Source organism: Streptomyces candidus (assembly GCF_014207445.1).
GTDB lineage: Bacteria > Actinomycetota > Actinomycetes > Streptomycetales > Streptomycetaceae > Streptomyces > Streptomyces candidus.
The window spans coordinates 135,502-155,796 of record NZ_JACHEM010000005.1; the positions used below are offsets into that span (position 1 = coordinate 135,502).

Consider the following 20,295-nt stretch of genomic DNA (forward strand, 5'->3'; position numbering starts at 1 on the left):
CGGCCGGGGTTCCTGGAGCGGGAGTGTGGCCGGTCAGGCGTCCCGGCCGGCCGGACCGGCAGGCGGCTCGGGGGCGTCTTTCGCAGGCGGTGGGCCGGTGTGTCCGGTGGTCGCGGAGGCGGGCCGGTGTCCGTCGGTCTGCGGCGCCTCCTCGTCCACGTCGGCGGACGGCTGTGGGTCCGGCGGCTCCGTCGCCTCTCGCGCCGGGGCGGCCTGCTGCTCGTCCGTCGGTTCCTCCGGGTCCGCCGGAGCGGGCCTCTTGAGGCTGAGCACCACGGAAACCGTCAGCACGACGACGATGACCGCGAGGCTGACCAGCGACGGGATCTCCGGGATGCTGGGGCTGATCATCTTGTGCGAGGCCTGGAAGATGAGCTTGACGCCGATGAAGGCGAGGATGATCGCCAAGCCCTTGCTCAGGTAGTGGAAGCGGTCCAGCAGTCCGGCGAGCATGAAGTAGAGGGCCCGCAGGCCGAGGATGGCGAACGCGTTGCTGGTGTAGACGATGAAGGCGTCGTCGCTGACGGCGAGGACGGCCGGAACGCTGTCGACGGCGAAGATCAGGTCGGCCGCCTCGATCGCCGCGACCACCGCCAGCAGCGGGGTCGCCACCCGCTTGCCGGCCTCCTTGACGAAGAACTTGGCCCCGGCGTACTCGTCCTGGACCGGGACGATCTTGCGGAGCAGCCGGACGGCGAAACTGCGGCCCGGGTCGAAGGTGTCCTCCTCGCCCTTCAGGAGCTTGTAGGTGCTGTAGAAGAGGATCGCCGCGAAGACGAACAGCACGGCGGTGAAGCGGCTGACCACGGCCACACCGAGGGCGAGGAAGATGCCGCGGAAGACGAGCGCGCCGATGACGCCGAAGAAGAGCACGCGGTGCTGATAGGCGCGAGGCACCTTGAAGTACGCGAAGATCACCGCGAAGACGAACAGGTTGTCGACCGACAGGCTCTTCTCCAGCAGCCACGCAGTCGTGTACTCCGTACCGGCGCCGGTCCCCAGGACGAGGAAGACGACCGCGCCGAAGATCAGGGCGAGGCTCACCCACACGCCGCTCCAGGCGGCCGCCTCCTTGAAACCGATGACGTGCGCCTTGCGATGGGACAGCAGGTCCACCGCCAGTGACACGACCACCGTCACGGCGAATGCCACCCACAGCCAGAGCGGGACTTCAAGCACACCCAACCACCTCACAATGGACTCGCACGCGACGCGGCCTCTCTCCGGAAGTGTCCTGCAGCGCTCCCCCGGAAGCATGCGCCCGGGACCGGACGGAGGCACGACATGAGTGACGGCGCTCCAGCAGGGCACGGCGTTCGGCCGCACCCGGACAGCGACCGCGGCCTCGGCCACTCGTGACGTCGTGGCCGGTGCGCACGGTCAGGAACTCCTGTACGTCAGTCAACCAGAAGCCGTCCCGGCAAGCAGCGATCGGTCGCCGGCCAATATACAAATCGCACCAATTGTTTCGCCGGGAGATACGCGCGGGACGGACGAGGGGCTTGAGCACGATGGCCCCGGCCGACGGAACGGAAGAACGGCGCGGTCGCCCCTCAAGCAGGAGTGCGGTTCCTCAGTCGGCGGGTGTGCGGTGCAAGGGATCGCCGGTTTCGCCGAACCAGCGGGCGAGCTTGCCGCGCCGTCCCACGGCCCGCAGCCGGCGTTCGGCCGCGTCGCGCACCTCGGGTGTCGTGATCAGCAGGAGTTCGTCCCCGGCCCGCAGGACGGTGTCCGGGCGGGGGACGAGGGTGGTGCCGTCACGCAGGATCAGGGTGAGCACGGTCGGGGACGGAAGGCGGAGTTCGAAGACCGCCACGCCGTGCAGCCGGGACCTGTCCGGGACGGTGAGGGTGAGGAGGTCGGCGTCCAGCAGGTCCAGCGGCGCGGTCTCCACCTGGACGTCCCGCAGCGCGTCGGCCCGGGTGAGGCGCAGCAGCCGGGCCATGGCCGGAAGGCTGGGGCCCTGGACGAGGGTGAACAGGACGACGAGTACGAAAACGATGTTGAGGAGCCGGTCCGCGTCCTGGACCCCGGCGACGATCGGGAACGTGGCCAGGACGATGGGGACCGCGCCGCGCAGTCCGGCCCAGGACATGAAGGCCTGCTCGCGCCACGGGAGCCGGAACGGCAGCAGGCACACCAGGACGGAGACGGGCCGTGCGGCCAGCAGCAGCACGAGCCCTACGATCACGGCGGGGAGAACGGCGGCGGGGAGCTCGTTGGGCGTGACCAGCAGGCCGAGCATGACGAACAGACCGATCTGCGCCAGCCATCCGGCGCCTTCCGCGAAGGAGCGGGTGGCCGCACGGTGGGGAAGCCTGGCGTTTCCGAGGACGAGGCCGGACAGGTAGGCGGCGATGATGCCGCTGGCGCCCGCGGCACCGCCCGCCGCGAAGGCGACGATGCCGAACCCGACGGTCGCGAGCGGGTACAGCCCGGTGGCGGGCAGGGCGATGTGGCGCAGGGCCGCGGCGCCCAGGCGGCCGATGGCCAGCCCGAGCAGGGCGCCCACGACGAGCTGGTAAAGGAGGTTGCCGACGATGTGGACCGGGCCGGGAAGGTCCGCGGCGGCGGTGCTGAACACCAGGACGAGGATGATCGTCGGTGCGTCGTTGAAGCCGGACTCGGCCTCCAGCAGGCCGGTGACCTTCTGCGGGAGCGGCAGGGCACGCAGTACGGCGAAGACGGCGGCGGCGTCGGTGGAGGAGACGATGGCGCCGAGCAGCAGGGCCAGGTGCCAGTCCATCCCCAGCAGCCAGTGCGCACCGGCGGCCGTGACCAGGACCGACAGCGCCACACCCGCGGTGGCCAGGACGCCGGCCGGCAGCAGCAGTCGCCGGACGTCGCTCCACTGCGTGGTCAGACCGCCCTCCACGAGGATGACGGCGAGAGCGGCCGTGCCGAGGGACTGGGCGAGTGCCGCGTTGTCGAAGTGCAGACCGAAGACGTCCTCGCCGACCAGCACGCCGACGCCGAGGAAGAGCAGCAGGCTGGGCAGACCGAGACGGTGCGCGGCACGGGCGGCGGCGATGCTCGCGAGCAGCACCACGCCAGCCACCAGGAGGATCTGGTACAGGTCCTGGAGCGTCACCCGGCCGCTCCTCGCCACGGCCGCGCCCGGATCGGCGCGATCGCCGTGCGGTCACCGCGACGGGCCGCAGAGGCGACCGCTGCGGCCGGAAGCCACGATGCCGGACGCGAGGAGCGGTTCACGGGGGAAGGTGATCCCGGCCGCGAACGCCGCCACCACCGGGGCCGACGCGCACCATGCCGCCTTTCGCCCGTGCGGGTACCTCCGGTGCGCGCACGGCGCGCGGGACCGTCCGGATGGCGGCGTACGTACGAAAAGGTGGTCGTCCGGTGGTTTCCGGGCCGCCGCGGGTCCAGGGGCCGGTCGTCGAAGCGCACCATCGGTCCTCCTTCGCCACGGCACCGTGACCCTCACCCATGTCCTGTGAGCGGTCGACCGCGCTCCACGCGCCACCGGCCCCCTTTCCCACCCGTGTCCCACCGTCGCTTCCATGGTGCCGGGCATCGGCACCGAGCGGTATCGGGACCAGACCAGCACTCCTTTCCGGCGCGCACGGAGAACCGGCGGCGCGTCGAGACAGTTGTGCGGCATTCGAGTGACGGGTCGCTGCCGTCCCGATGGGACGGCCCACCGAGGGAACATTTTCGCCACGGCGCCCACACCGCGCAGTCAGCAGCGGGTTCCGCCCCGAAAGGACCTCCCATGGCAGAACAGCCCAGCACCGCGTTCCCCGCTCTGAGCGCCGAGAACCTGGAGGCGCTGATGCTGGACGAACGGACTCGTCTCTTCTCGCGTGCCCTCTCCGAGGAGGAGATCGACGCTCTTTACGGCATGCTTCCCGACGAACTCGTCATCGAGAGCAGGGTCCTGGCGGTCGCGGTGGAGATGAGCGCCCACGGAGCCACCGCCGCCCCGCAGGAGGTCCGGTTCGCGGCCGCCGACCGGGTGGCCAGGCTGCCGGACGCCGGGTTGCCGCTGCACAACGAGGCGGAATGGAAGTCGGGCCAGGACAGCCACATGGAGATCGACATCTGCCGGCTCATGGCCCAGCTTCCCGCCGGGCCGCTCGCCGGCATCCTGGCCACGCTCCCCGCCGGTCAGCAGGACCGGCTCCGGTCCACTCTCGCGAGGATGCTCGCGGACCACACCCCACCGCCGCACGAGGACCTCCCCACCGAGGACGGCCCGTGGCCGGGCCGGCCCGCCGAGTAGGGGGGACCTAGTAGGGGCGGGCCTGCCCGGCGAACGCCGGAGCGAGCTTGTCCCGGGCCGCGCGGGGGAAGGCGACCGTGCGCGGGTCGCCGTCGGACACGTACCAGCTCTTCTGGGCGGCGAGCCGGTCCAGCCAGCGGGCGGACCCCAGCTCGGCGTCCTCGTCCTTGGGCCCGGCCGAACGGATACGCGGGATCGCCGCAGGCGCGAACTCCTTGGCGAAGGGCGAGAGCGAGGGGTTGGAGCCCACCAGGTAGACCCCGCTGTACCGGTACCCCTCGCCCTGTGCGGCCACGCCGGCCGGCTCGGGCATCGCCCCGAAGGGCAGCGCCAGGGAGGTGACGGAGGTTCCGGGGGCGGCCTTCTCGATCGCCCGCTGGCCCGCCGCGATGGCCCCGGCCGCGCCCGCCGCGTCCAGGGAGCGGAGGTTCTGGTGCTGGTCGGTGTGGTTGCCGATTTCGTGACCCTGCTTCTTCAGCCACGCCAGCGCCTTGTCCGGACCGGTGGCCGAGAAGGCGTCCGCGTTGACGAAGAACGTCGCCACGGGCTTGAACCCGGGATACTTCCGCGCCGTCTCGGCCAGGATCGCCACGGCCGTGTTCGGGGCGGGCGCCCCGTCCGGGCCCAGACGCACCTGGCTGTTGGTCGAGTCGTCGAAGGTGAGGACCACCGGGTGCGTCCCGGCCGGGGTGGCGATGCGCCCCTCCTGGAAGTCCCGGGCGGTCACCGGCACGTACTTCTCGCGGGCGAGACGTTCGAGCTCGGCCCGGAAGTCGGCCGGGGTGCGGTCGTAAACGCTGGCGGGCTTCTCGGTGAGCTGGTGGTACATCAGGACGGGCACCTGACCGAGCTCGTTCACGCCGAGTTCCGCCGGGTTCCCCGCGGCGGCGGGGCTCGCCGCTGCGGGAGACGCGGCGGCCGGGCGCTCCACGGCGGCCGGTGGCGCCCCCGAGGAGCAGCCGGTGGCGAGCAGAGCGGCGCCGGTCAGGGCGCAGAGCGGGCGTAGCCGGTGACGCATGGGTGCCTCCAAGACGAACGTGTCGCGCCCATCCCTACCGGCCTGGGGATTGCTCGTACCGCACTGCCCCCTGGATGGCGCAGTCGCCACGCGGGGAGGGACACACCCGGCCGGGTGACATCCGCGCGAAGAAGGAACAGTGACGCGTCCGGGCGGCAATCACTGAAAGGAACACCCCAGTCACTCCCGAAGGACACCAGATGGCTACGCGTGACATACCGAACCCCTCCTCCCGTCGCCGAGGCCGCAAGGGCAGACGTACTCTGCTGGCGACTGCCGGAGTACTCGCCGTGGCCGGGGCCGGCGTCGGGGCGTGGACCTTTCTCGCCCCCGGGTCCGGCGTGCGCGGCCTGGCCGACGGAGACGTACTGGACAAGCAGCGCGCCATGCAGGTGAGCGCCTACCTGGACGCCAGGGGGGACGGCACCGAGGACCTGCGCACCACCCTCGACGGCGCGCCGGTGCCCGCCAGGGCCGAGGGCGACCGGATCAAGCTCGCGCTTCCGCGTCTCACCGAGGGGCGGCACACCCTGGTGGTGGAGGGCGGCGGCGGATTCCCGTTCGGCTCCTCCCGCGAGGTCGTGGACTTCACCGTGGACACCACCGCACCCGACCTCAGCGTCGCGGTACCCCAGGTGAAGCAGACCGACAAAGAAGTGACGCTCACCGGGAAGGCCGCCACCGACGCGAAGGTGACCGTTGACGGCAAGGAGGTCCCCGTCGACGACGGCGGGGCGTTCCGCGCCACCGTGGCCAAGGGCACCCCCGCCGTGAAGGTGGTTGCCGTGGACCGGGCGGGCAACACCACGACGCGCACCGTCTCCGCCCAGGGCCGCCGCCCGATGATCCGCGCCGCGCACATCACCGCCATCGGCTGGGGCGACGACACTCTCCGCAAGGGCATCCTCGACCTGGTGCGCAGCGGCAAGCTCAACGCCGTGCAGCTGGACGTCAAGGACGAGGACGGCGAGGTCGGGTACAACTCCCAGGTGCCGCTGGCTCGGAAGATCGGCGCGGCCAAGGGCTACTACGACGCCCGCAAGGCGGTGGCCGAGATCCATGCGGCCGGAGCCCAGGTCATCGGCCGCATCGTCGCCTTCCGCGACCCCATGCTCGCGACGGCCGCCTGGAAGTCGGGGCAGCGCGAGCAGGTCGTGCTGACCTCCGCCGGGCAGCCCTACGGCGGCGGCAACTACGGCGCCCTCGCCTTCACCAACTTCGCCGACCCCACGGTCCGCAAGTACAACCAGGACCTCGCCGTCGAAGCGGCGCGGCTCGGCTTCGACGACGTCCTGTACGACTACGTGCGCCGCCCCGACGGCCCGCTGTCCGGCATGCGCTTCCCCGGCATCGGGTCCGCCACCCCGGAGCAGTCCATCACCTCGTTCGTCGCCGAGACGCAGACCGCGATGCGTCCGCACGGCAAGTACCTCGGGGTCTCGGTATTCGGCATCGCGGCCACCCGGCCCACCGAGATCGCCCAGGACATCCCGGCCCTGGCCAAGGTCAGCGACTACATCGCGCCGATGGTCTACCCGTCCCACTGGGGGCCGGGCGAGTACGGGGTGGCCGCGCCCGACACGTCGCCGTACGCGATCGTGCACCGCTCCCTGGCCGACTTCGCCCGTCAGACCAAGGAGACCCAGAGCGAAGTCGTCCCGTGGCTCCAGGACTTCTCCATGGGCAGCACCTACGGGCCCTCCCAGGTGGCCGACCAGATCAGGGCCGCCGCCGCGAACAACATGAAGTCGTTCATCCTCTGGAACGCCGGGGCACGCTACCAGGGTGCGGCGCTCCAGCAGATCTCGGCGTCGTGACCAGTTGACGTGACCCGCTGAGAGTTCCGCGGGTGCGCCCCGACGCCGGGGCGCACCCGCGCGTTCGGCTGCCGTAGCCGCACGCCCCACCGGCCCCGTCCGTGCGACTCGGCCCGCAGGTGTTGCCGCAGGAAGTCATCCGGTCCAGCCGGCCGGCCTCCTGCGGAAACCGCCCGTCCCGAGTGCCATAGGTTGTGCCCCCAACATCCTTTTGACGAGGGGGACATGATGAGCGCATTCGGTACGGAGCCGGTCAGCCGGCGAGGGCTCATACGGCTCGGCGGAGGTGCTGCCGCCGGTCTGGTTCTGGGCGGTGCCGCCACCGCCGCGGCGCAGACCACGGGGGGAGCCGTGACCGCGGCGGGTGCGACGGCCCTGCCCTCCTCACCGTCGTTCGACTTCAGCGACGGGGCGACCGCCCTGTTCATGCACAAGCAGGCCTGGTGCCCGACCGTGATGCAGTGCGCGGGCTACGACCACCTCAACAAGCACTGGTACGTGGCCCAGGTCATGTACAACCCCGACGACGGGGTGTCCTACGCGCAGCGCAAGAGCGAGGGCGACATCGCGATCACCAAGCTGAGCGAGGACGGTTCGACCAAGCTCGGCCGGATGTACCTGCGAGGATTCGGGCACGGCGCACAGATCGGTGTCGAAGCGACGGGCGTGGGCTCCGCCCCGTACCTCTGGATCGAGTACGACTCGAAGCCCAACTCCGCCGACACGGGCTTCGGCACCAGGCTCTGCCGGATCAAGTACATGGGACCCGCGGCCGGCCAGCCGCCCCGCAGCTTTCACTGGGACGACGCGGCGGACCGCGCGGCGATGGACTTCAAGGACCGGACCCCGGATCCTCTCGAACTCCCGGGCGCCGGAACCACATTGGGCTCACCGCGACCTGTCGTCGACATGCAGCACCGGCGGGTGCTGGTGCGCTTCACCCGTAACGGCCGGCTCCAGTGCGCCGTCTGGGACCTGGACACGGCCGTCGCGGCCCCGCTGGGCGCGCCGCTGCACCACTTCCCGGACCTGCCCCGGCCCGTCTACGACGCACAGGGGTTCTGCCTCTACGGCTCCTACCTGTACATGTACGAGGGCGAGGCCTACACCGGCGGCGGCCCGACGAACACGTCGGACGTGGGCACCACCCACATCACCAAGATCGATCTCAATACGGGTGCCTCGCAGCGCGGACTCACCCGCGCCCTGAAGAGCCTCGTGTTCCGGGAGCCCGAGGGGATGAACATCATGCTGGTCCCCGACCCGGCCCGCCCCGGCACCTTCCGCCCCCGCCTGACCTTCGGTTTCGCCTCGGGCGAGTCCGGCGACCGACGGGTGAACATCGCGTACAAGGACGCCCTGATCTGACGCCGGAACCGGCGGAACGCCCCGGGGGCCCCGACACCCCGAGAGCCGCATCGCCGGCTTCCCTGGTGGCCCCGCGGGACGCGCCCGAGGGGGACTCGCCCACCCGGTCGGCCTGCCCCGGACGGACGGCCCGCACTCGCCTTCGCGCGAGTGCGGGCCGCCGCTGTCATCGTGTGTCAGCAGCCGGAGGCGGAGCTGATGCGGATCTTGTCGACCAGCCAGGAGTTGAACGTGGTGGTGCGGTGGGGCGGGGTGCACCAGGTCCGGCCGTTGGTGAAGTGGGTGTAGACGATGTCGTCGCGGCGGGTGTTCACCATCGAAGTGGCGCCCTTGCTGGCACCGAGGTTCTGCCAGCCGCTGGTGACGTCCTTGTACTGGCCCGTCTTCGTCGTTCCCTTGTAGAAGCAGACGTACGGGTACGGGCAGCCGGCGGCCGCCTGCGGAGCCGCCGAAGCCGACGGCGCGAAGGCCAGGCCTGAGCCCACCGCCAGGGTGGCAACCAGGACGGCGAGGCGTTTGCGAATGAACATCGGGTCGGGATCGGGGCCGCCGCAGTGGAGGCGCCCGCCACCCTCGGGCGGGCTGCCGAGCGGGCCGGGGCCCCGCATGGGTGTTGCACCGGTCCGCGGATGCCGGAAACGACCCGCAGGGCCCCTACTCAGGCGGTTCGGCGAAGAAGTGCGCAAGGGAGGACGCGAGCGCTTCCGGAGCCTCTTCGGCCACATGGTGCCCGGAGTCGATGCCGTGGCCCCGCGCGTCCGGCGCCCACTGCCGCCAGATCCTCAACGGGTCCCCGTACAGGTCCTCGAGATCGTCCCGCAGCGACCACAGGATCAGCGCCGGGCACCGGACCCGTACTCCGGCGGCGCGGTCGTCCTCCTCGTGCCGCCGGTCGACGGTGAGGCCGGCCCGGTAGTCCTCCAGCATCGCCCGCACCACGTCGGGGTTCCGCGTCGCCGCGCGCCACTCGTCGTAGTTCTCCTGCCCCATGCTCTGCGGGTCGCCGCGGTACCAGCTGTCCGGGTCCGCGTTGATGACCCGTTCGGGGATGTCCGGCTGGGCGAAGAAGAACCAGTGCCACCACTGGGTGGCGAACTCGGCCGTGATGCGGGACAGGTGCTCGGTGAGGGGCAGGCAGTCGAGCAGCGCCACCCGCGAGACCGCGTCGGGGTGGTCGAGCGCAAGACGCAGCGCGACGCTGCCGCCACGGTCGTGTCCGGCAAGCGCGAACCGATCGTGGCCGAGGGAGCGCATCACCTCGACCACGTCACCGGCGACGGCCCGCTTGGAGTGCCCGGTGTGGTCCGCGGTGGGCGCCGGACCGGTTGACCTGCCGTAACCCCGGAGGTCGGGACAGACCACGGTGAAACCGCGCCGGACCAGGAGCGGGGCGACGCGGTGCCAGGTCGCGGACGTCCGCGGGTGGCCGTGCAGCAGCACCACCGGCGGGCCCTGCCCGCCGTGGCGAACGAAAACCGACGCCCCGTCGACCTGGACCCGCCTCGACTCGAAGTCCTCGAACAAGACCCGTACCTCCCGAAAGTCGTGGAGAGACACTCACCATGTCCTCCGGTACCCCTGTCCGGCTGGTGTGCACGGGGGCTCGGGGCGGGGAGTTCCTCCGTACGGGTGCCGCCCCGCGAGCCCCCGTAACCGCCACGTACGTGCGCCCCCCGGTCCGGCCGCTACGGGTTTGGCGTTCCACGGCTGGGCAGGGCGCACTCCGCCGTCCCTCCCGGCATGCGATGACGGTTGTCCGCAACCCACCGGTAGACACCGCGGGCAACCCAGCGCAACGGCGGCAGCATGAGCAGCGCCCCGCACAGGGACCACGCACGCCCCGCACTCAGCAACGCCTTCGCCACAGCCAGGGCGCCGCCGTACACGGTTCCCGTCGGCGTCACCCACAGCACCTCGTGCTCGGCCCGCTCCTGGGTGATACCGAGCGTCCGCAGGTCCGCGAACTGCCACGCGACGATCGCGCAACGGGGCCGGACATGTCGTTCCACGAACCGCACGGAGGTGGTGCAGAAGCCGCAGTCACCGTCGAAGACGAGTACAGGCCGAGTGCGCATGACCCCATCATGACCTCCACGCCGCGACGCCGCGGCTCAGGCGTGTGCGCGCGGAAGTGCGCCCTGGGTGGAGCAGGCGCGGAGGCTCATACTGCTGTCGGACGTACCGATTCCTCGCTGGAAGAAACCGGGAGAGTACACGTGAACACCATCCAGTCCGTTCTCCGATCGCGACCCTCGGGCTCAAAGAGGCGCTCCCTGGGCGCATTTGTCGCAAGTCTCGTCCTGGCCGTCCCCACGGCACTGCTCGCCTCCGCCGCACCGGCTGCCGCGGCCCAGACTCCCACCTGCGGGTCGGGCTATGTCTGCATCTACAAGGGCGACATTTTCGACGGCGGTTCCCACCACCCCGTGGTGTACCGGTTCTACCGCTACGGCACGTACAACGTCGCCAACCTCATCGGCGACTACACAGTGAAGAACTGCCAGACGGGCGGGGCCGGAGTGCAGGGCCTCACGGGGTACAACGGCACGGGCAGCGTGGCGTGGAACCTCAACGTCAACAACTGCAGCACAGGACTGTGGACGAGCCTCACCTCGACGAACTCGGTACGGGTGTACGCCTGACCCCGTTCGGCCGGGACGTATGCCGGGTGCTGCGGCGCGAGCGGAGGCGAGCCCAGGGCGCGTCGCCCGACCGGCCCGCACCGGCGGGTGGCAGCGTTCCCGCCCGGCCCGTGTCACCCCTCGCGAGGCGGGCCGGGAGGGAAGTGGCCCGAAGAGTGACTCGGGCCGCTGTCAGCAGGTCAACGGACCAGGGGCGAAGCACCGGCTACGAATGCCTCGATCGCCTCTCTCGCGCGGGCGTCCAAGGTGTCCCGCTCGTCCTGGTCCCGCGCGGTCGACACGTCCCGGGTGCACCGATAGGCCTCCTCGGCGGCGTGGACCACTTCCTGGTCGTCAGTGAGCAATTCGACCCGATAGAGCACTTGCCGGGTCGCCGTGCGGAGGCGGTGCGCTTCATCGCGTGCCGTGATGAACGCTTCCCCGTCAGGGTCCTGCCGTTTGCGGTACCAGCGGTCCGCCTGGCCGTGGCGGTAGTCCTCCACCGCCGCTGCGAACGAGCTGTACGTGGCGATGCGCTCCTGCCGGAGCGCTTCGGACCGCGCGAACAGCTCGCTGCGTCCGGACGCGAGGCGCTGGAAGAGGTGCGTGATCACGGCACCCATGAGCGTGCCCCCGACGGCTACGACGCTTGTCCATATGGCTTCCATGGCATCAGCTGATCACGAGGGCGGCCGCCGCGTGGTCGGTTCCCGTCCGCCAGGCCCCCTCAGGCCGCGGGGTCGCGCAGGCCGACGCAGTCAAAGGCCCAGAAGACCTCCGAATAGACGAAGGTGCCCGTCATCCACGGTTCGTGGGCGGACAACCGGGCGACCTGGAACGCGGCTTCGGGGATACGCAGCGACGGCGAACGGAAGCCCACCGGAGCGGCGCCCTCGAAGCCACGCGAGCCGTAGTAGTGCGGCGAACCCTCCAGGAACACCAGGGGCACACCCTGACTGTCGGCCGCATCGAGGGCGTGGGCGAGGAGTCGCGTACCGATGCCCTGACGCTGGAACTCGGGTGCCACGCCCAGCGGTGACAGCGACAGGACGTCCACGATCCGGCGCGGCGCGTCCAACCGCGCCGCACTCAGCAGGACATGCCCGACGACCCGGTCATCAACGACAGCGACGAAGGACATCGGCGCCAGGGCTGCCTCCGTGACGCGAAGTGCGTCCACGAGCCCGGGAACCCGCTCGCCGTCACCGAAGGCGCGCGTGTGAACCTCGCGTACCTCTCGGTGATCGTCAGCGGTCTCCCGCCGGATCACCGCCCCGGCACCAACGGAAGCGATCCGGGAGTCCTCACGCGCATCGTGTGACGTCATGACCGCGAGGGTAGATCGCGGGGCGGCCCATCCGCGAGGCAATTGCGCGTACCAGGGCACCGGTCATCGCGGCCGATGCGAAAACAGGCAGAGTGTTCTCTGCAGAGACTCCTGTGCAGAGAACACTCTGCGATCTACTCTGACGGCATGTCCGAAGAACCCGCACGTCTCCCCGAGCCCGCCAGACCCGCCCGGCGCCTGGACGCGCGCAGCCTGCGAGGGCTGGCGCATCCGCTGCGCATGAGCATCTACGAGCTGCTCGCTCTGGACGGCCCCGCCACCGCCACCAGGCTCGCCGAGCGCCTCGGTGAGAACACGGGCACCGTCAGTTGGCATCTGCGTCACCTCGCTGAACACGGCTTCATCGAGGAGGAATCCGGACGGGGTACCAAACGCGAGCGCTGGTGGAAACGGGTCGACGTCCCGAACGAGCTGAACACCGCCGATTTCCGCGACGACCCCGACACCCGGGGCGCCCTGTCGGTCTATCTGCACGAAGTGGCCCAGCAGTACTTCAGCCGGGTCGTGAAGTACTTCGGCGAGGACTGGGACGACAGGTGGCGGAGCGCCGGCACCGTCTCGGACTGGAGCGACCTGCGGATGAACCCGGCGCAACTGGAGGCACTCAACGCGGAGTTGATGGCCGTCATCGCACGCCATACCGCCGCGTCGGATGCCGAGCCCGCGCCGGACGCGCTTCCGGTCGTCGTGCAGTTGCAGTCCTTTCCCCGCAAGGAGGGCGGCACGGCATGAGTGCGGGCATACGCGCCGGCGTACGCGGTGGTCTCCTGCGTCGCCACCGCGATTTCCGTCTGCTGTGGTGCGGCGAGACCGCCGGGAAGTTCGGCGCGTCCGTCACCGGCGTGACGATGCCGCTGATCGCCGTCTCCACCCTGCACGCCAGCACGCTCGAAGTCGGTCTGCTGAGCGCCGCGGCCTGGGCTCCCTGGTTGATCATCGGTCTCCCGGTCGGCGTCTGGGTGGACCGGCTGCGCCGCAGAACGATCATGCTGACCGCCGCCGCGGTCTCCCTCGCGCTCTACGCCGGCGTCCCCCTCGCCGCCTGGTCGGGGCGCCTGAGCATCGGGTTCCTGCTGGCCGTGGCCCTGCTGACCGGTACGGCCGCGGTGTTCTTCCAGACCGCCTACACCGCCTACCTCCCGAGCATTCTGGAACCCGACGACCAGCCCGAGGGCAACGCCAAACTGCACGGCAGCGCGTCCGCCGCGCAGATCGCCGGGCTCGGTTCCGGGGGCCTGATCGCACAGTTGGCAGGTGCGGTGAACGGGATGTTCGCCAACGCCGCGACGTTCCTCGTCTCCCTCCTGTGCCTCGCAGGCATCCGGCATCGAGAACCCCGCACCGCCGGACCCGGACGTCGCCGCCCCTCTTTGACAGGTGAAGTCCGCGAGGGCCTGCGCCTGGTCGCGATCGACCCCTGGTTCCGCACGTTCACCCTGTTCGGCGCCGCCTCCAACCTGGCCCTGATGGGGTACCAGTCGATCCAAGTGGTCTTCCTGGTCAGGAGCGTCGGCCTGACTCCGGGCGCGGTCGGCGCACTCATCGCGGCCACCAGTGCCGGGGGCGTCGCCGGGGCGTTCGCCGCACGCCGAGTCGCCCACAGGATCGGCACGGCCCGCGCGACACTCGTCTTCGAACTGGGACTCCCCACGCTGGGTCTGCTCATCCCGCTGACCGTCGACGGAGTGGGGATCGTGCTCTTCGTCACGGGCGGTTTCAGCGTCTCCGCGGGCGTCGTCGCCGGCAACATCCTCAAGGCGAGCTTCCAGCAGCGCTACTGCCCGCCGGACCTCCTCGGCCGTCTCACCGCGAGTACGTCCTTCCTCAGTTACGGAACGATCCCCGTCGGAGCGCTGCTGGGCGGCGCGCTCGGGACCGCGTTCGACCTCCGTACCGCCATGGCCCTCACGACTGCGGGCGTTCCGCTCGCCGCGCTGATCCTGCTCTTTTCCCCGATCCGCCGAACCCGGGACCTGCCGACATCCCGCCGGCCAACCCGTGATGTGCCACTTCCGCCGGACTCCGACGCGGAGCCGGCGCGGAGGGTGCCGGTGTGCAAGTCGCCGCACAGCCCGCAGGGTTGACTAAAACGGAGCAGGCTTACCGCGTCCCATGCGGTTGTCACGGAAGCGGTGTCCGCCTTCCGGGCGGTTCAATCCGGGATTCCGAGCTTGGAGGCCTGGAAGCGGGCCTTCTTCTGCCGATTTCCGCACGTGTTCATGTCGCACCATCTACGGGTGCGACTGCGGCTGGTGTCGAAGAAGGCTGCCTGGCAGGTCGGCGATGCGCACAAGGCCAGTCTTCCGTCTCGCTCGCCTGCGATGACGCTGATCGCGTCGGCGGCGACCACTCCCAGCGCATCTTCTACGGACGAAGCCGAGCCCAGTCGCCACTGCCGATTGCCCTCCGGCGTCAGGACGGCAGCGGCCCGGCCTTGCGTGCTGCGGTCATTGATGACCCGGACAGCAGTCATCGGGAGAGGGTCTCGGCGCGCGGCCGCCGTCGCGGCAGTGTGAATCGACTCCCTCAGCTCCCGGGCACGTTCGAGTTGCGCAGCGGTGCAGGACTCCACGGCGAAACCGCTCACCGCCAGCCAGTCGACGAGTCTGTTCGGCGTGGGAATACGTTCCACCGCGTCACCACAACGCTCCGTCAGGGTCGCCGTGAAGCTGGTCGCCAACACTTTGCCGAGACGGAAATCGGGGAACTGAGCAGGCATGGAACCACCATAGCCGGTTGCGCACCGCGGCGAGACCGACTAGAACCGTCTTAGCCGGTTCCGGCGATCTCCGTCGGTACCGTTCGATGACGAGGAGGCCCCGTGTCCACACGTCGGCTTCTCGCCGACGCTGAGACCGCCGTTGTTCGTGGTGCTGTCACCACGGCCAGCTCACCCCGGGAGGGCAAACACATGAATCCTCAAGCCGACGACGTGCGCGCATTCGAAGCACACGCGGCCGACACCGACCTGAACGATCTGCACGCCCGACTGGCCGCGGCACGGCTGCCGGAAGCCGAGACGGTCCAGTGCGCCGCGCCCGACCCGCGCCGATGGGACCAAGGCGTTCCCCTTGCCGACCTCGTGGACGTCGTGAACTACTGGCGTACGGAGTACAACTGGCGGTCGTTCGAGGCGCGCCTCAACCAGGTAGGGCAATTCCGTACGACGGTTGACGATCTGGAAATCCACTTCCTGCACCGTCGATCCGCCCGCGCGGACGCCACCCCGTTGATCCTGACGCACGGGTGGCCGGGCAGCATCGCTGAGTTCACCCACGTGGTGGACGAACTGGCGGAGCCGGCAAGCACGGACGCACCGGCGTTCCACGTCGTCGTCCCATCGCTGCCAGGCTTTGGTTACAGCGGCAAACCGGCCACCACCGGCTGGGGAACCGAGAGGATCGCGGCCGCCTGGGTGCAACTCATGGGAAGGCTCGGGTACAGCAAGTTCGTAGCCCATGGCGGCGACTGGGGAGGCGTCATCACCACCATTCTCGGCGGCAGATTCCCGGAACACGTGCTCGGCATCCACACCACGTTCGCGCAGGCACCGCCCGGTCTGACCACCGACGGGTTGACGGCCGCCGAGCGCACATGGACCGAGGAGACCCGCGCCTTCTGGCGCGACCGCGCCGCATACGCGAAGCAGCAGGCAACCCGGCCGCAAACCATCGGCTACTCCCTCGTCGACTCGCCGGTCGGACTTCTCGCCTGGATCCTCGACAAGTTCGCCGAGTGGACGGACACCGAGGACAGCCCGTTCGAGACCATTCCCAGGGACAGGGTTCTCGACAACGTCACCTTGTACTGGCTGACCAGGACCGGCGCATCATCGGCTCGCATCTACCACGAAAGCCACAACTCGCTCGACCCTGGACTACGGGTCGACGTCCCGTCGGCGATCACGATGTATCCCCGCGACATCGAGAAGTATCCGCGCGCATGGGCGCAGGAGCGGTACCGGCAGATCGTACGATGGCGAGCACCTGACACCGGGGGACACTTCCCGTCGCTCGAGGTTCCCGAATATTTCGTCAAGGACCTGCAGGAGGGCCTGGCGGCGGTGCTGGCCGCCAACCCCGCCAGAAAATAGCGTTGTTGGCACTGCTGGGCGACCCGGCACTAGACGCCCTGGTTCTGCCACCGGGCGCTGCCGACGAGGACGGCCAGATCACCCACGATCGCGTCCACGCCTTCTTTGTCGATGACCGCGCCGTCCTCCGCGCGCAGCAGGGCCCACCAGGCGGCGACGGCTTGCAGCCTGGAGGGCGTCGCCCGCGAGCGCAGCGGACAGGCGAGGCGAGAGCGCGAAAGAGACACCGTCGTCGGTGTCCTGGTCGGCGACGAGGCGAGGCGCACCGGCTTCGATGAGGTCCTCGAATCTGCTACCGGTCAGCCTATTCCCATCGATGATGCTCACCCGGGCATCATCGTCCACCCCACGGACCGGTCGTCGGGTTCGCGCGCCACGCGTCCGTGGGATGATTTCCCACGTCGGCAGCGTGCCGACCACGGGAAGGGAGCCTCACATGGCCGCAGGCTATTCGGCGTGGAAGGTCAACCAGCAGTACGCGGTGAACGACCGCACGTCCCTCAACGGCAAGCACTACCTCTGCCTGGTGGCGCACAAGTCCAACTCGGCGAACAACCCCAAGGGTGCCGTGAAGTTCTGGAAGCGCTACGAAACCTGAGAGTTCGGCTTGTCCGGGTCACCGGTCCCGGCGCGCGCAGAGGGGGATCGGGTCGGCCACGCCTGGTGGCAGGGCAGCTCCACTTCCTCCCACGCCCTCCATGCGGAAGCGGCCCCGGACCCCACCGTGGCCACTGCGGTGTGGACGCAGCACCTTCGCAGCGATGCGGTGCCGCCGGAGCCCACCCAGTGCCGACCGTCCCGTTGGCGGGTGGGCCGAAGACGTCGGCCCCCTGCCCGGATGCGCCGAAAACGCCCCCGCCGCGGGGCTCCGCACGGTGCACCCGAGGGGCGCCGTCTCGCCGTGGCGCCCTCGGGGGCAGATGATCGCCGCAGGGCTCCGGGCAGCCGCCCTCCAGGTACGCCCCATGGGTGGGACCCGGCGATTGGGCCCGGCCTCGTCGCCGCGCGGTGTCGCTGCGCGGAGCCGGTAGGGGCAGGGTGTGCCAGGGTGTGCCAGATCCGAATCGCACGTGCTCGGGGACGCCCCCTGCTTTCCGGTTCTGACATGCTGTACCGGTGCGCGTACTGATCGTGACGGCGGGGAGCTGGGGTGATGTGGCCCCGTACACCGGGTTGGGCGTGCGGCTGCGCGGCGCGGGACACGACGTGACCGTGGCGACCCACGAGCGTTTCGGGCGGGCGGTGACCGCCCATGGCCTCGGGTACCGGGCGCTGCCCGTCGATCCGCGCCAGGAGCTGGCCTCGCAGGCCGGTCAAGGGCTGGCCAGAGCGGTCAGTCCGCCCGTGGCCATGGCACGAGTGGCACGTATGGCGCGGGACTTCATGCCGCCGCTGGCCGTCGGCGTGGCAGCTGCCGTACGGCAGGGCGCCGATGTCGTGCTGAGTTCCACGGTCACCGACCCCCTGTGTGCGGTGCTCGGCGAGGCGTTTCGGCTGCCGAGCATCGGGGTCTACCTCCAGCCGGTCCGGCCCACCGCCGCCTTTCCGCCGCTTGTCACCGGCGCCCGCTCGTTCGGACCGCACGGCAACCGCCTGGCCGCGTACGCCCTGCAGGCCGGTACCGACCGCATCCTCGCCCCGGCCGCCAGAGCGCTGCGCCGCGAACTCGGCCTGCCACGACAGTGGTTCGGCGGGCTGCTGGGATTGCCACGCGGGCGTACGGTCCTGCACGGGTTCAGCCCCCGGGTCGTGCCCCGCCCGGCGGACTGGCCGTCGGCGCACAAGGTCTGCGGCTACTGGTGGCCCCAGCCCGACCCGGAATGGGAACCGGAGCCCCGACTGCTGGACTTCCTCGGTGCGGGACCGCCGCCGGTCTTCGCCGGGTTCGGCAGCTGCGTGACCGCCGAGGCCCCAGCACTGAGCGCTCTGCTCGCCGATGCCATGCGCCGCGCGAAGGTGCGCGGAATCATCCAGGCGGGCTGGAGCGGCCTGCACATGGAGAACGACGACCTGATCACGGTGCGGGAAGTGCCCCACGCCTGGCTCTTTCCCAGGACCGCGGCGGTCGTCCACCACGCAGGCGCGGGCACTACCGCGGCCGGGCTACGAGCGGGGGTTCCTGCCGTCCCCGTCCCGGTGCAGCTGGACCAGCACTTCTGGGCCGCCCGCCTCCACGCGCTGGGCGTCGCGCCACCCCGGCTGCGCTTTCAGCGACTCACCGCGGAGAGCCTTTCCGCGGCGCTCACCGAAGCCGTCCACAACCCCGCCCTGCGCGCCCGCGCCGGCGAGCTCGCCGCGGCTCTTGCCGGAGAGGACGGTACGCGCCAGGTCCTTGAGACCGTCGAGCGGCTTGCGTGACCGTGCGCGAAGGAGCCCCGTTCCGCCGTTCGTACATCCGGGCCGAGGAGCGGGCCAGGCCTGCTGACCGCTCGCCGCTGCCTTCTTGACGGCCAAGGTCGTGGGGGACGGCAGGCCACTCCGCAGGTGCGGTGTCCGTGGCAGAGGGCTCAGGAATCGAGCACGGCGGTGACGGCCGATGGATGACGTCGTGGAGCAAGGCGCCTGAAGCTGCAGGAGCAGCCTGCATGCTCTCGATCGCTTTCGCTGCCTGGCTCGCGTAGTGCCCGAACGCCGCGGTGGAACGTCCTCGCGCAGCGGACATGCCCCGGCGGGGAAGATCACGCGGCTGCCTCCACCGCAACCCACGTGCTGGGGGCCGCCGGACGGGAGGTGGACGGCCACTCTGCGTGACCGAGCCGCCGGGTCGCCCGCTGGGAGTGCTCCAAGGCGGTACGCCGGTCGCGCGTTGCGGCTCGGCGAGCGTGGCGGTGTATGCGTTCGCTGCGCTGCCGACGCAGCCGGCGCCGGCCGGGGGAATACGAGCGGCCACCTGCCGCGTTCGCCCAACAGCCGGCCGCACGCCGCTGCTTCGTCCGGGAGACCTCTCTCATGTCAGAGCCAGCGATCGGTGCCGTCGTCTTCGACGTCCTCGGCACACTCGTCGACGAACCTGCCGGTATCCGCGCCGGCATTCGAGAACTCGCCCCCGCTCTCGACGCTCCCCAGGTCGAGCAGCTCCTGTCTCTGTGGCAGCAGCACATCGACCGCGAGCAGCGCCGCATCCTCGCCGGCGTCCGCTACCTTGCCGGTGACAGCCTCGACCTGGAGGCCGCCCGGCTCGTCGCCGGGCCGCTGGAGTCGACGACCCGGCTGCCGTAGCAGTGCTGGCACTCTCGGGCCGCAGGCTCCCGCCTTGGCCCGACACCGTGGCAGGGCTGGCCCGGCTCGCCGAACGGTTCCCGCTGATCGGCCTCTCCAACGCGAGCCGCACAGCGCTGCTGGGACTCAACGCCCACGCCGGACTGCGCTGGCACCAGGCCCTGTCCGCCGAGGAAGCCCGGACCTGCAAGCCGGACCCGGCGGGTCTACCAACTGGCCGTCACCGTCTCCGGGCTGCCACCGGAGCGGCTGCTGATGGTCGCCGCCCATGCCTGGGACCTGCGTGGCGCACAGGGCCTCGGCATGCGCACCGCCTACGTCGCCCGGCCTGTCGGCGACCCACCCGCCTCTTCGGACGGGTTCGATCTGCACGCCGTGGACCTCGCCGACCTCGCCGACCAAGCGACAAGACCCGTAGAAGTCGCCGCACCCCGTGCGGGACAACCCGATCGCAGCTGGTTCATGGGAAGCCCGTTGTCCGCTGTCGAACCCCATGAGAGCATCGGGGTACAGAGGTCCGTCTCCTTCATTCGCGCTTCGCAGGCCCATGAAGGAGTGCGGGCCGTCG

General features: G+C 70.5%; 19 protein-coding genes and 1 pseudogene. 10 read left to right on the forward strand and 10 right to left on the reverse strand.

Translation table 11 applies throughout. From position 1 onward, the window contains the following. Window positions 1-33: 33 nt before the first annotated feature. Complete coding sequence (locus HNQ79_RS11625; RefSeq protein ID WP_229923385.1) at window positions 34-1,179, reverse strand: TerC family protein; 1,146 nt, start codon at window positions 1,177-1,179, stop codon at window positions 34-36. 394 nt (window positions 1,180-1,573) lie between these two features. Next, the gene (locus tag HNQ79_RS11630) at window positions 1,574-3,091 is read right to left on the reverse strand and encodes a potassium/proton antiporter (protein WP_185029757.1); all 1,518 of its coding nucleotides are present in this window, start codon (window positions 3,089-3,091) and stop codon (window positions 1,574-1,576) included. 642 nt (window positions 3,092-3,733) lie between these two features. On the opposite strand from HNQ79_RS11630, the gene HNQ79_RS11635 reads away from it, so the two are divergent. Beyond that, window positions 3,734-4,243, forward strand: coding sequence for a hypothetical protein (locus HNQ79_RS11635; protein ID WP_185029759.1), 510 nt, complete (start codon window positions 3,734-3,736; stop codon window positions 4,241-4,243). Between the two features lie 7 nt (window positions 4,244-4,250). Here the strand turns inward: HNQ79_RS11635 and HNQ79_RS11640 are convergent, their stop codons facing one another. Then, window positions 4,251-5,261, reverse strand: a complete 1,011-nt coding sequence (locus HNQ79_RS11640; protein ID WP_185029760.1) for a polysaccharide deacetylase family protein — start codon at window positions 5,259-5,261, stop codon at window positions 4,251-4,253. A 200-nt stretch (window positions 5,262-5,461) separates the two neighbouring features. Here HNQ79_RS11640 and HNQ79_RS11645 point away from each other — a divergent pair, with 200 nt between their 5' ends. Next, window positions 5,462-7,078, forward strand: coding sequence for a putative glycoside hydrolase (locus HNQ79_RS11645; RefSeq protein ID WP_185029762.1), 1,617 nt, complete (start codon window positions 5,462-5,464; stop codon window positions 7,076-7,078). Window positions 7,079-7,303: 225 nt separating this feature from the next. Then, the gene (locus HNQ79_RS11650) at window positions 7,304-8,446 is read left to right on the forward strand and encodes a hypothetical protein (protein ID WP_185029764.1); all 1,143 of its coding nucleotides are present in this window, start codon (window positions 7,304-7,306) and stop codon (window positions 8,444-8,446) included. 176 nt (window positions 8,447-8,622) lie between these two features. Here HNQ79_RS11650 and HNQ79_RS11655 read toward each other — a convergent pair whose 3' ends face one another. The 3 genes from HNQ79_RS11655 to HNQ79_RS11665 form a co-directional block, all read right to left on the reverse strand. After that, on the reverse strand, window positions 8,623-8,976 hold the full coding sequence (locus HNQ79_RS11655; RefSeq protein ID WP_185029765.1) for a hypothetical protein: 354 nt from the start codon (window positions 8,974-8,976) through the stop codon (window positions 8,623-8,625). 124 nt (window positions 8,977-9,100) lie between these two features. Then, window positions 9,101-9,970: an alpha/beta fold hydrolase gene (locus HNQ79_RS11660; RefSeq protein WP_185030269.1), complete on the reverse strand. Its 870-nt coding sequence runs from the start codon at window positions 9,968-9,970 to the stop codon at window positions 9,101-9,103. A 161-nt stretch (window positions 9,971-10,131) separates the two neighbouring features. Continuing rightward, the gene (locus HNQ79_RS11665; protein WP_185029767.1) at window positions 10,132-10,521 is read right to left on the reverse strand and encodes a thiol-disulfide oxidoreductase DCC family protein; all 390 of its coding nucleotides are present in this window, start codon (window positions 10,519-10,521) and stop codon (window positions 10,132-10,134) included. A 141-nt stretch (window positions 10,522-10,662) separates the two neighbouring features. Between HNQ79_RS11665 and HNQ79_RS11670 the strand changes: the two genes are divergently transcribed. Continuing rightward, window positions 10,663-11,088 carry a hypothetical protein gene (locus tag HNQ79_RS11670; protein WP_185029769.1) on the forward strand — a complete coding sequence of 142 codons (426 nt, stop codon included), beginning with the start codon at window positions 10,663-10,665 and terminating at the stop codon, window positions 11,086-11,088. A 179-nt stretch (window positions 11,089-11,267) separates the two neighbouring features. Here HNQ79_RS11670 and kilB read toward each other — a convergent pair whose 3' ends face one another. Both kilB and HNQ79_RS11680 read right to left on the reverse strand, forming a co-directional pair. Then, entirely contained in the window at window positions 11,268-11,690 is a 423-nt protein-coding gene (gene kilB, locus HNQ79_RS11675; protein ID WP_506005052.1) for a plasmid transfer protein KilB, read from the reverse strand. A gap of 104 nt (window positions 11,691-11,794) precedes the next feature. After that, window positions 11,795-12,337: a GNAT family N-acetyltransferase gene (locus HNQ79_RS11680; protein ID WP_185030272.1), complete on the reverse strand. Its 543-nt coding sequence runs from the start codon at window positions 12,335-12,337 to the stop codon at window positions 11,795-11,797. Between the two features lie 204 nt (window positions 12,338-12,541). Between HNQ79_RS11680 and HNQ79_RS11685 the strand changes: the two genes are divergently transcribed. Together HNQ79_RS11685 and HNQ79_RS11690 are read left to right on the forward strand one after the other, a co-directional pair. After that, window positions 12,542-13,147 carry an ArsR/SmtB family transcription factor gene (locus tag HNQ79_RS11685; RefSeq protein ID WP_185029772.1) on the forward strand — a complete coding sequence of 202 codons (606 nt, stop codon included), beginning with the start codon at window positions 12,542-12,544 and terminating at the stop codon, window positions 13,145-13,147. Beyond that, window positions 13,144-14,499: an MFS transporter gene (locus HNQ79_RS11690; RefSeq protein ID WP_221507623.1), complete on the forward strand. Its 1,356-nt coding sequence runs from the start codon at window positions 13,144-13,146 to the stop codon at window positions 14,497-14,499. The genes HNQ79_RS11685 and HNQ79_RS11690 overlap by 4 nt, the downstream gene beginning before the upstream one ends. Window positions 14,500-14,567: 68 nt before the next feature. Here HNQ79_RS11690 and HNQ79_RS11695 read toward each other — a convergent pair whose 3' ends face one another. Next, window positions 14,568-15,134 (reverse strand): CGNR zinc finger domain-containing protein, encoded by a 567-nt coding sequence (locus HNQ79_RS11695; protein WP_185029774.1) that lies wholly within the window; start codon window positions 15,132-15,134, stop codon window positions 14,568-14,570. A 192-nt stretch (window positions 15,135-15,326) separates the two neighbouring features. Here HNQ79_RS11695 and HNQ79_RS11700 point away from each other — a divergent pair, with 192 nt between their 5' ends. Then, window positions 15,327-16,508, forward strand: coding sequence for an epoxide hydrolase family protein (locus HNQ79_RS11700; protein WP_185030278.1), 1,182 nt, complete (start codon window positions 15,327-15,329; stop codon window positions 16,506-16,508). A gap of 29 nt (window positions 16,509-16,537) precedes the next feature. On the opposite strand, the gene HNQ79_RS11705 is transcribed toward HNQ79_RS11700, so the two are convergent. Further along, window positions 16,538-16,735 carry a hypothetical protein gene (locus HNQ79_RS11705; RefSeq protein ID WP_185029775.1) on the reverse strand — a complete coding sequence of 66 codons (198 nt, stop codon included), beginning with the start codon at window positions 16,733-16,735 and terminating at the stop codon, window positions 16,538-16,540. Window positions 16,736-16,944: 209 nt separating this feature from the next. Between HNQ79_RS11705 and HNQ79_RS11710 the strand changes: the two genes are divergently transcribed. The 3 genes and pseudogenes from HNQ79_RS11710 to HNQ79_RS11720 all read left to right on the forward strand — a co-directional run. Continuing rightward, window positions 16,945-17,106, forward strand: a complete 162-nt coding sequence (locus HNQ79_RS11710) for a carbohydrate-binding protein (RefSeq protein ID WP_185029777.1) — start codon at window positions 16,945-16,947, stop codon at window positions 17,104-17,106. Between the two features lie 518 nt (window positions 17,107-17,624). Continuing rightward, window positions 17,625-18,866 (forward strand): glycosyltransferase, encoded by a 1,242-nt coding sequence (locus HNQ79_RS11715; protein ID WP_185029779.1) that lies wholly within the window; start codon window positions 17,625-17,627, stop codon window positions 18,864-18,866. A gap of 591 nt (window positions 18,867-19,457) precedes the next feature. Next, a pseudogene (locus HNQ79_RS11720) lies at window positions 19,458-20,129 on the forward strand (haloacid dehalogenase type II); the annotation flags it as partial. Window positions 20,130-20,295 lie beyond the last annotated feature (166 nt).

Bases quoted from the DNA above. Each gene is read 5' to 3' on its own strand.
- HNQ79_RS11635 (WP_185029759.1), top strand. From the start codon at position 3,734: ATGGCAGAACAGCCCAGCACCGCGTTCCCCGCTCTGAGCGCCGAGAAC.
- HNQ79_RS11640 (WP_185029760.1), bottom strand. From the start codon at position 5,261: ATGCGTCACCGGCTACGCCCGCTCTGCGCCCTGACCGGCGCCGCTCTG.
- HNQ79_RS11645 (WP_185029762.1), top strand. From the start codon at position 5,462: ATGGCTACGCGTGACATACCGAACCCCTCCTCCCGTCGCCGAGGCCGC.
- HNQ79_RS11650 (WP_185029764.1), top strand. From the start codon at position 7,304: ATGATGAGCGCATTCGGTACGGAGCCGGTCAGCCGGCGAGGGCTCATA.
- HNQ79_RS11655 (WP_185029765.1), bottom strand. From the start codon at position 8,976: ATGTTCATTCGCAAACGCCTCGCCGTCCTGGTTGCCACCCTGGCGGTG.
- HNQ79_RS11665 (WP_185029767.1), bottom strand. From the start codon at position 10,521: ATGCGCACTCGGCCTGTACTCGTCTTCGACGGTGACTGCGGCTTCTGC.
- kilB (WP_506005052.1), bottom strand. From the start codon at position 11,690: ATGGGTGCCGTGATCACGCACCTCTTCCAGCGCCTCGCGTCCGGACGC.
- HNQ79_RS11685 (WP_185029772.1), top strand. From the start codon at position 12,542: ATGTCCGAAGAACCCGCACGTCTCCCCGAGCCCGCCAGACCCGCCCGG.
- HNQ79_RS11690 (WP_221507623.1), top strand. From the start codon at position 13,144: ATGAGTGCGGGCATACGCGCCGGCGTACGCGGTGGTCTCCTGCGTCGC.
- HNQ79_RS11695 (WP_185029774.1), bottom strand. From the start codon at position 15,134: ATGCCTGCTCAGTTCCCCGATTTCCGTCTCGGCAAAGTGTTGGCGACC.
- HNQ79_RS11700 (WP_185030278.1), top strand. From the start codon at position 15,327: ATGAATCCTCAAGCCGACGACGTGCGCGCATTCGAAGCACACGCGGCC.
- HNQ79_RS11710 (WP_185029777.1), top strand. From the start codon at position 16,945: ATGGCCGCAGGCTATTCGGCGTGGAAGGTCAACCAGCAGTACGCGGTG.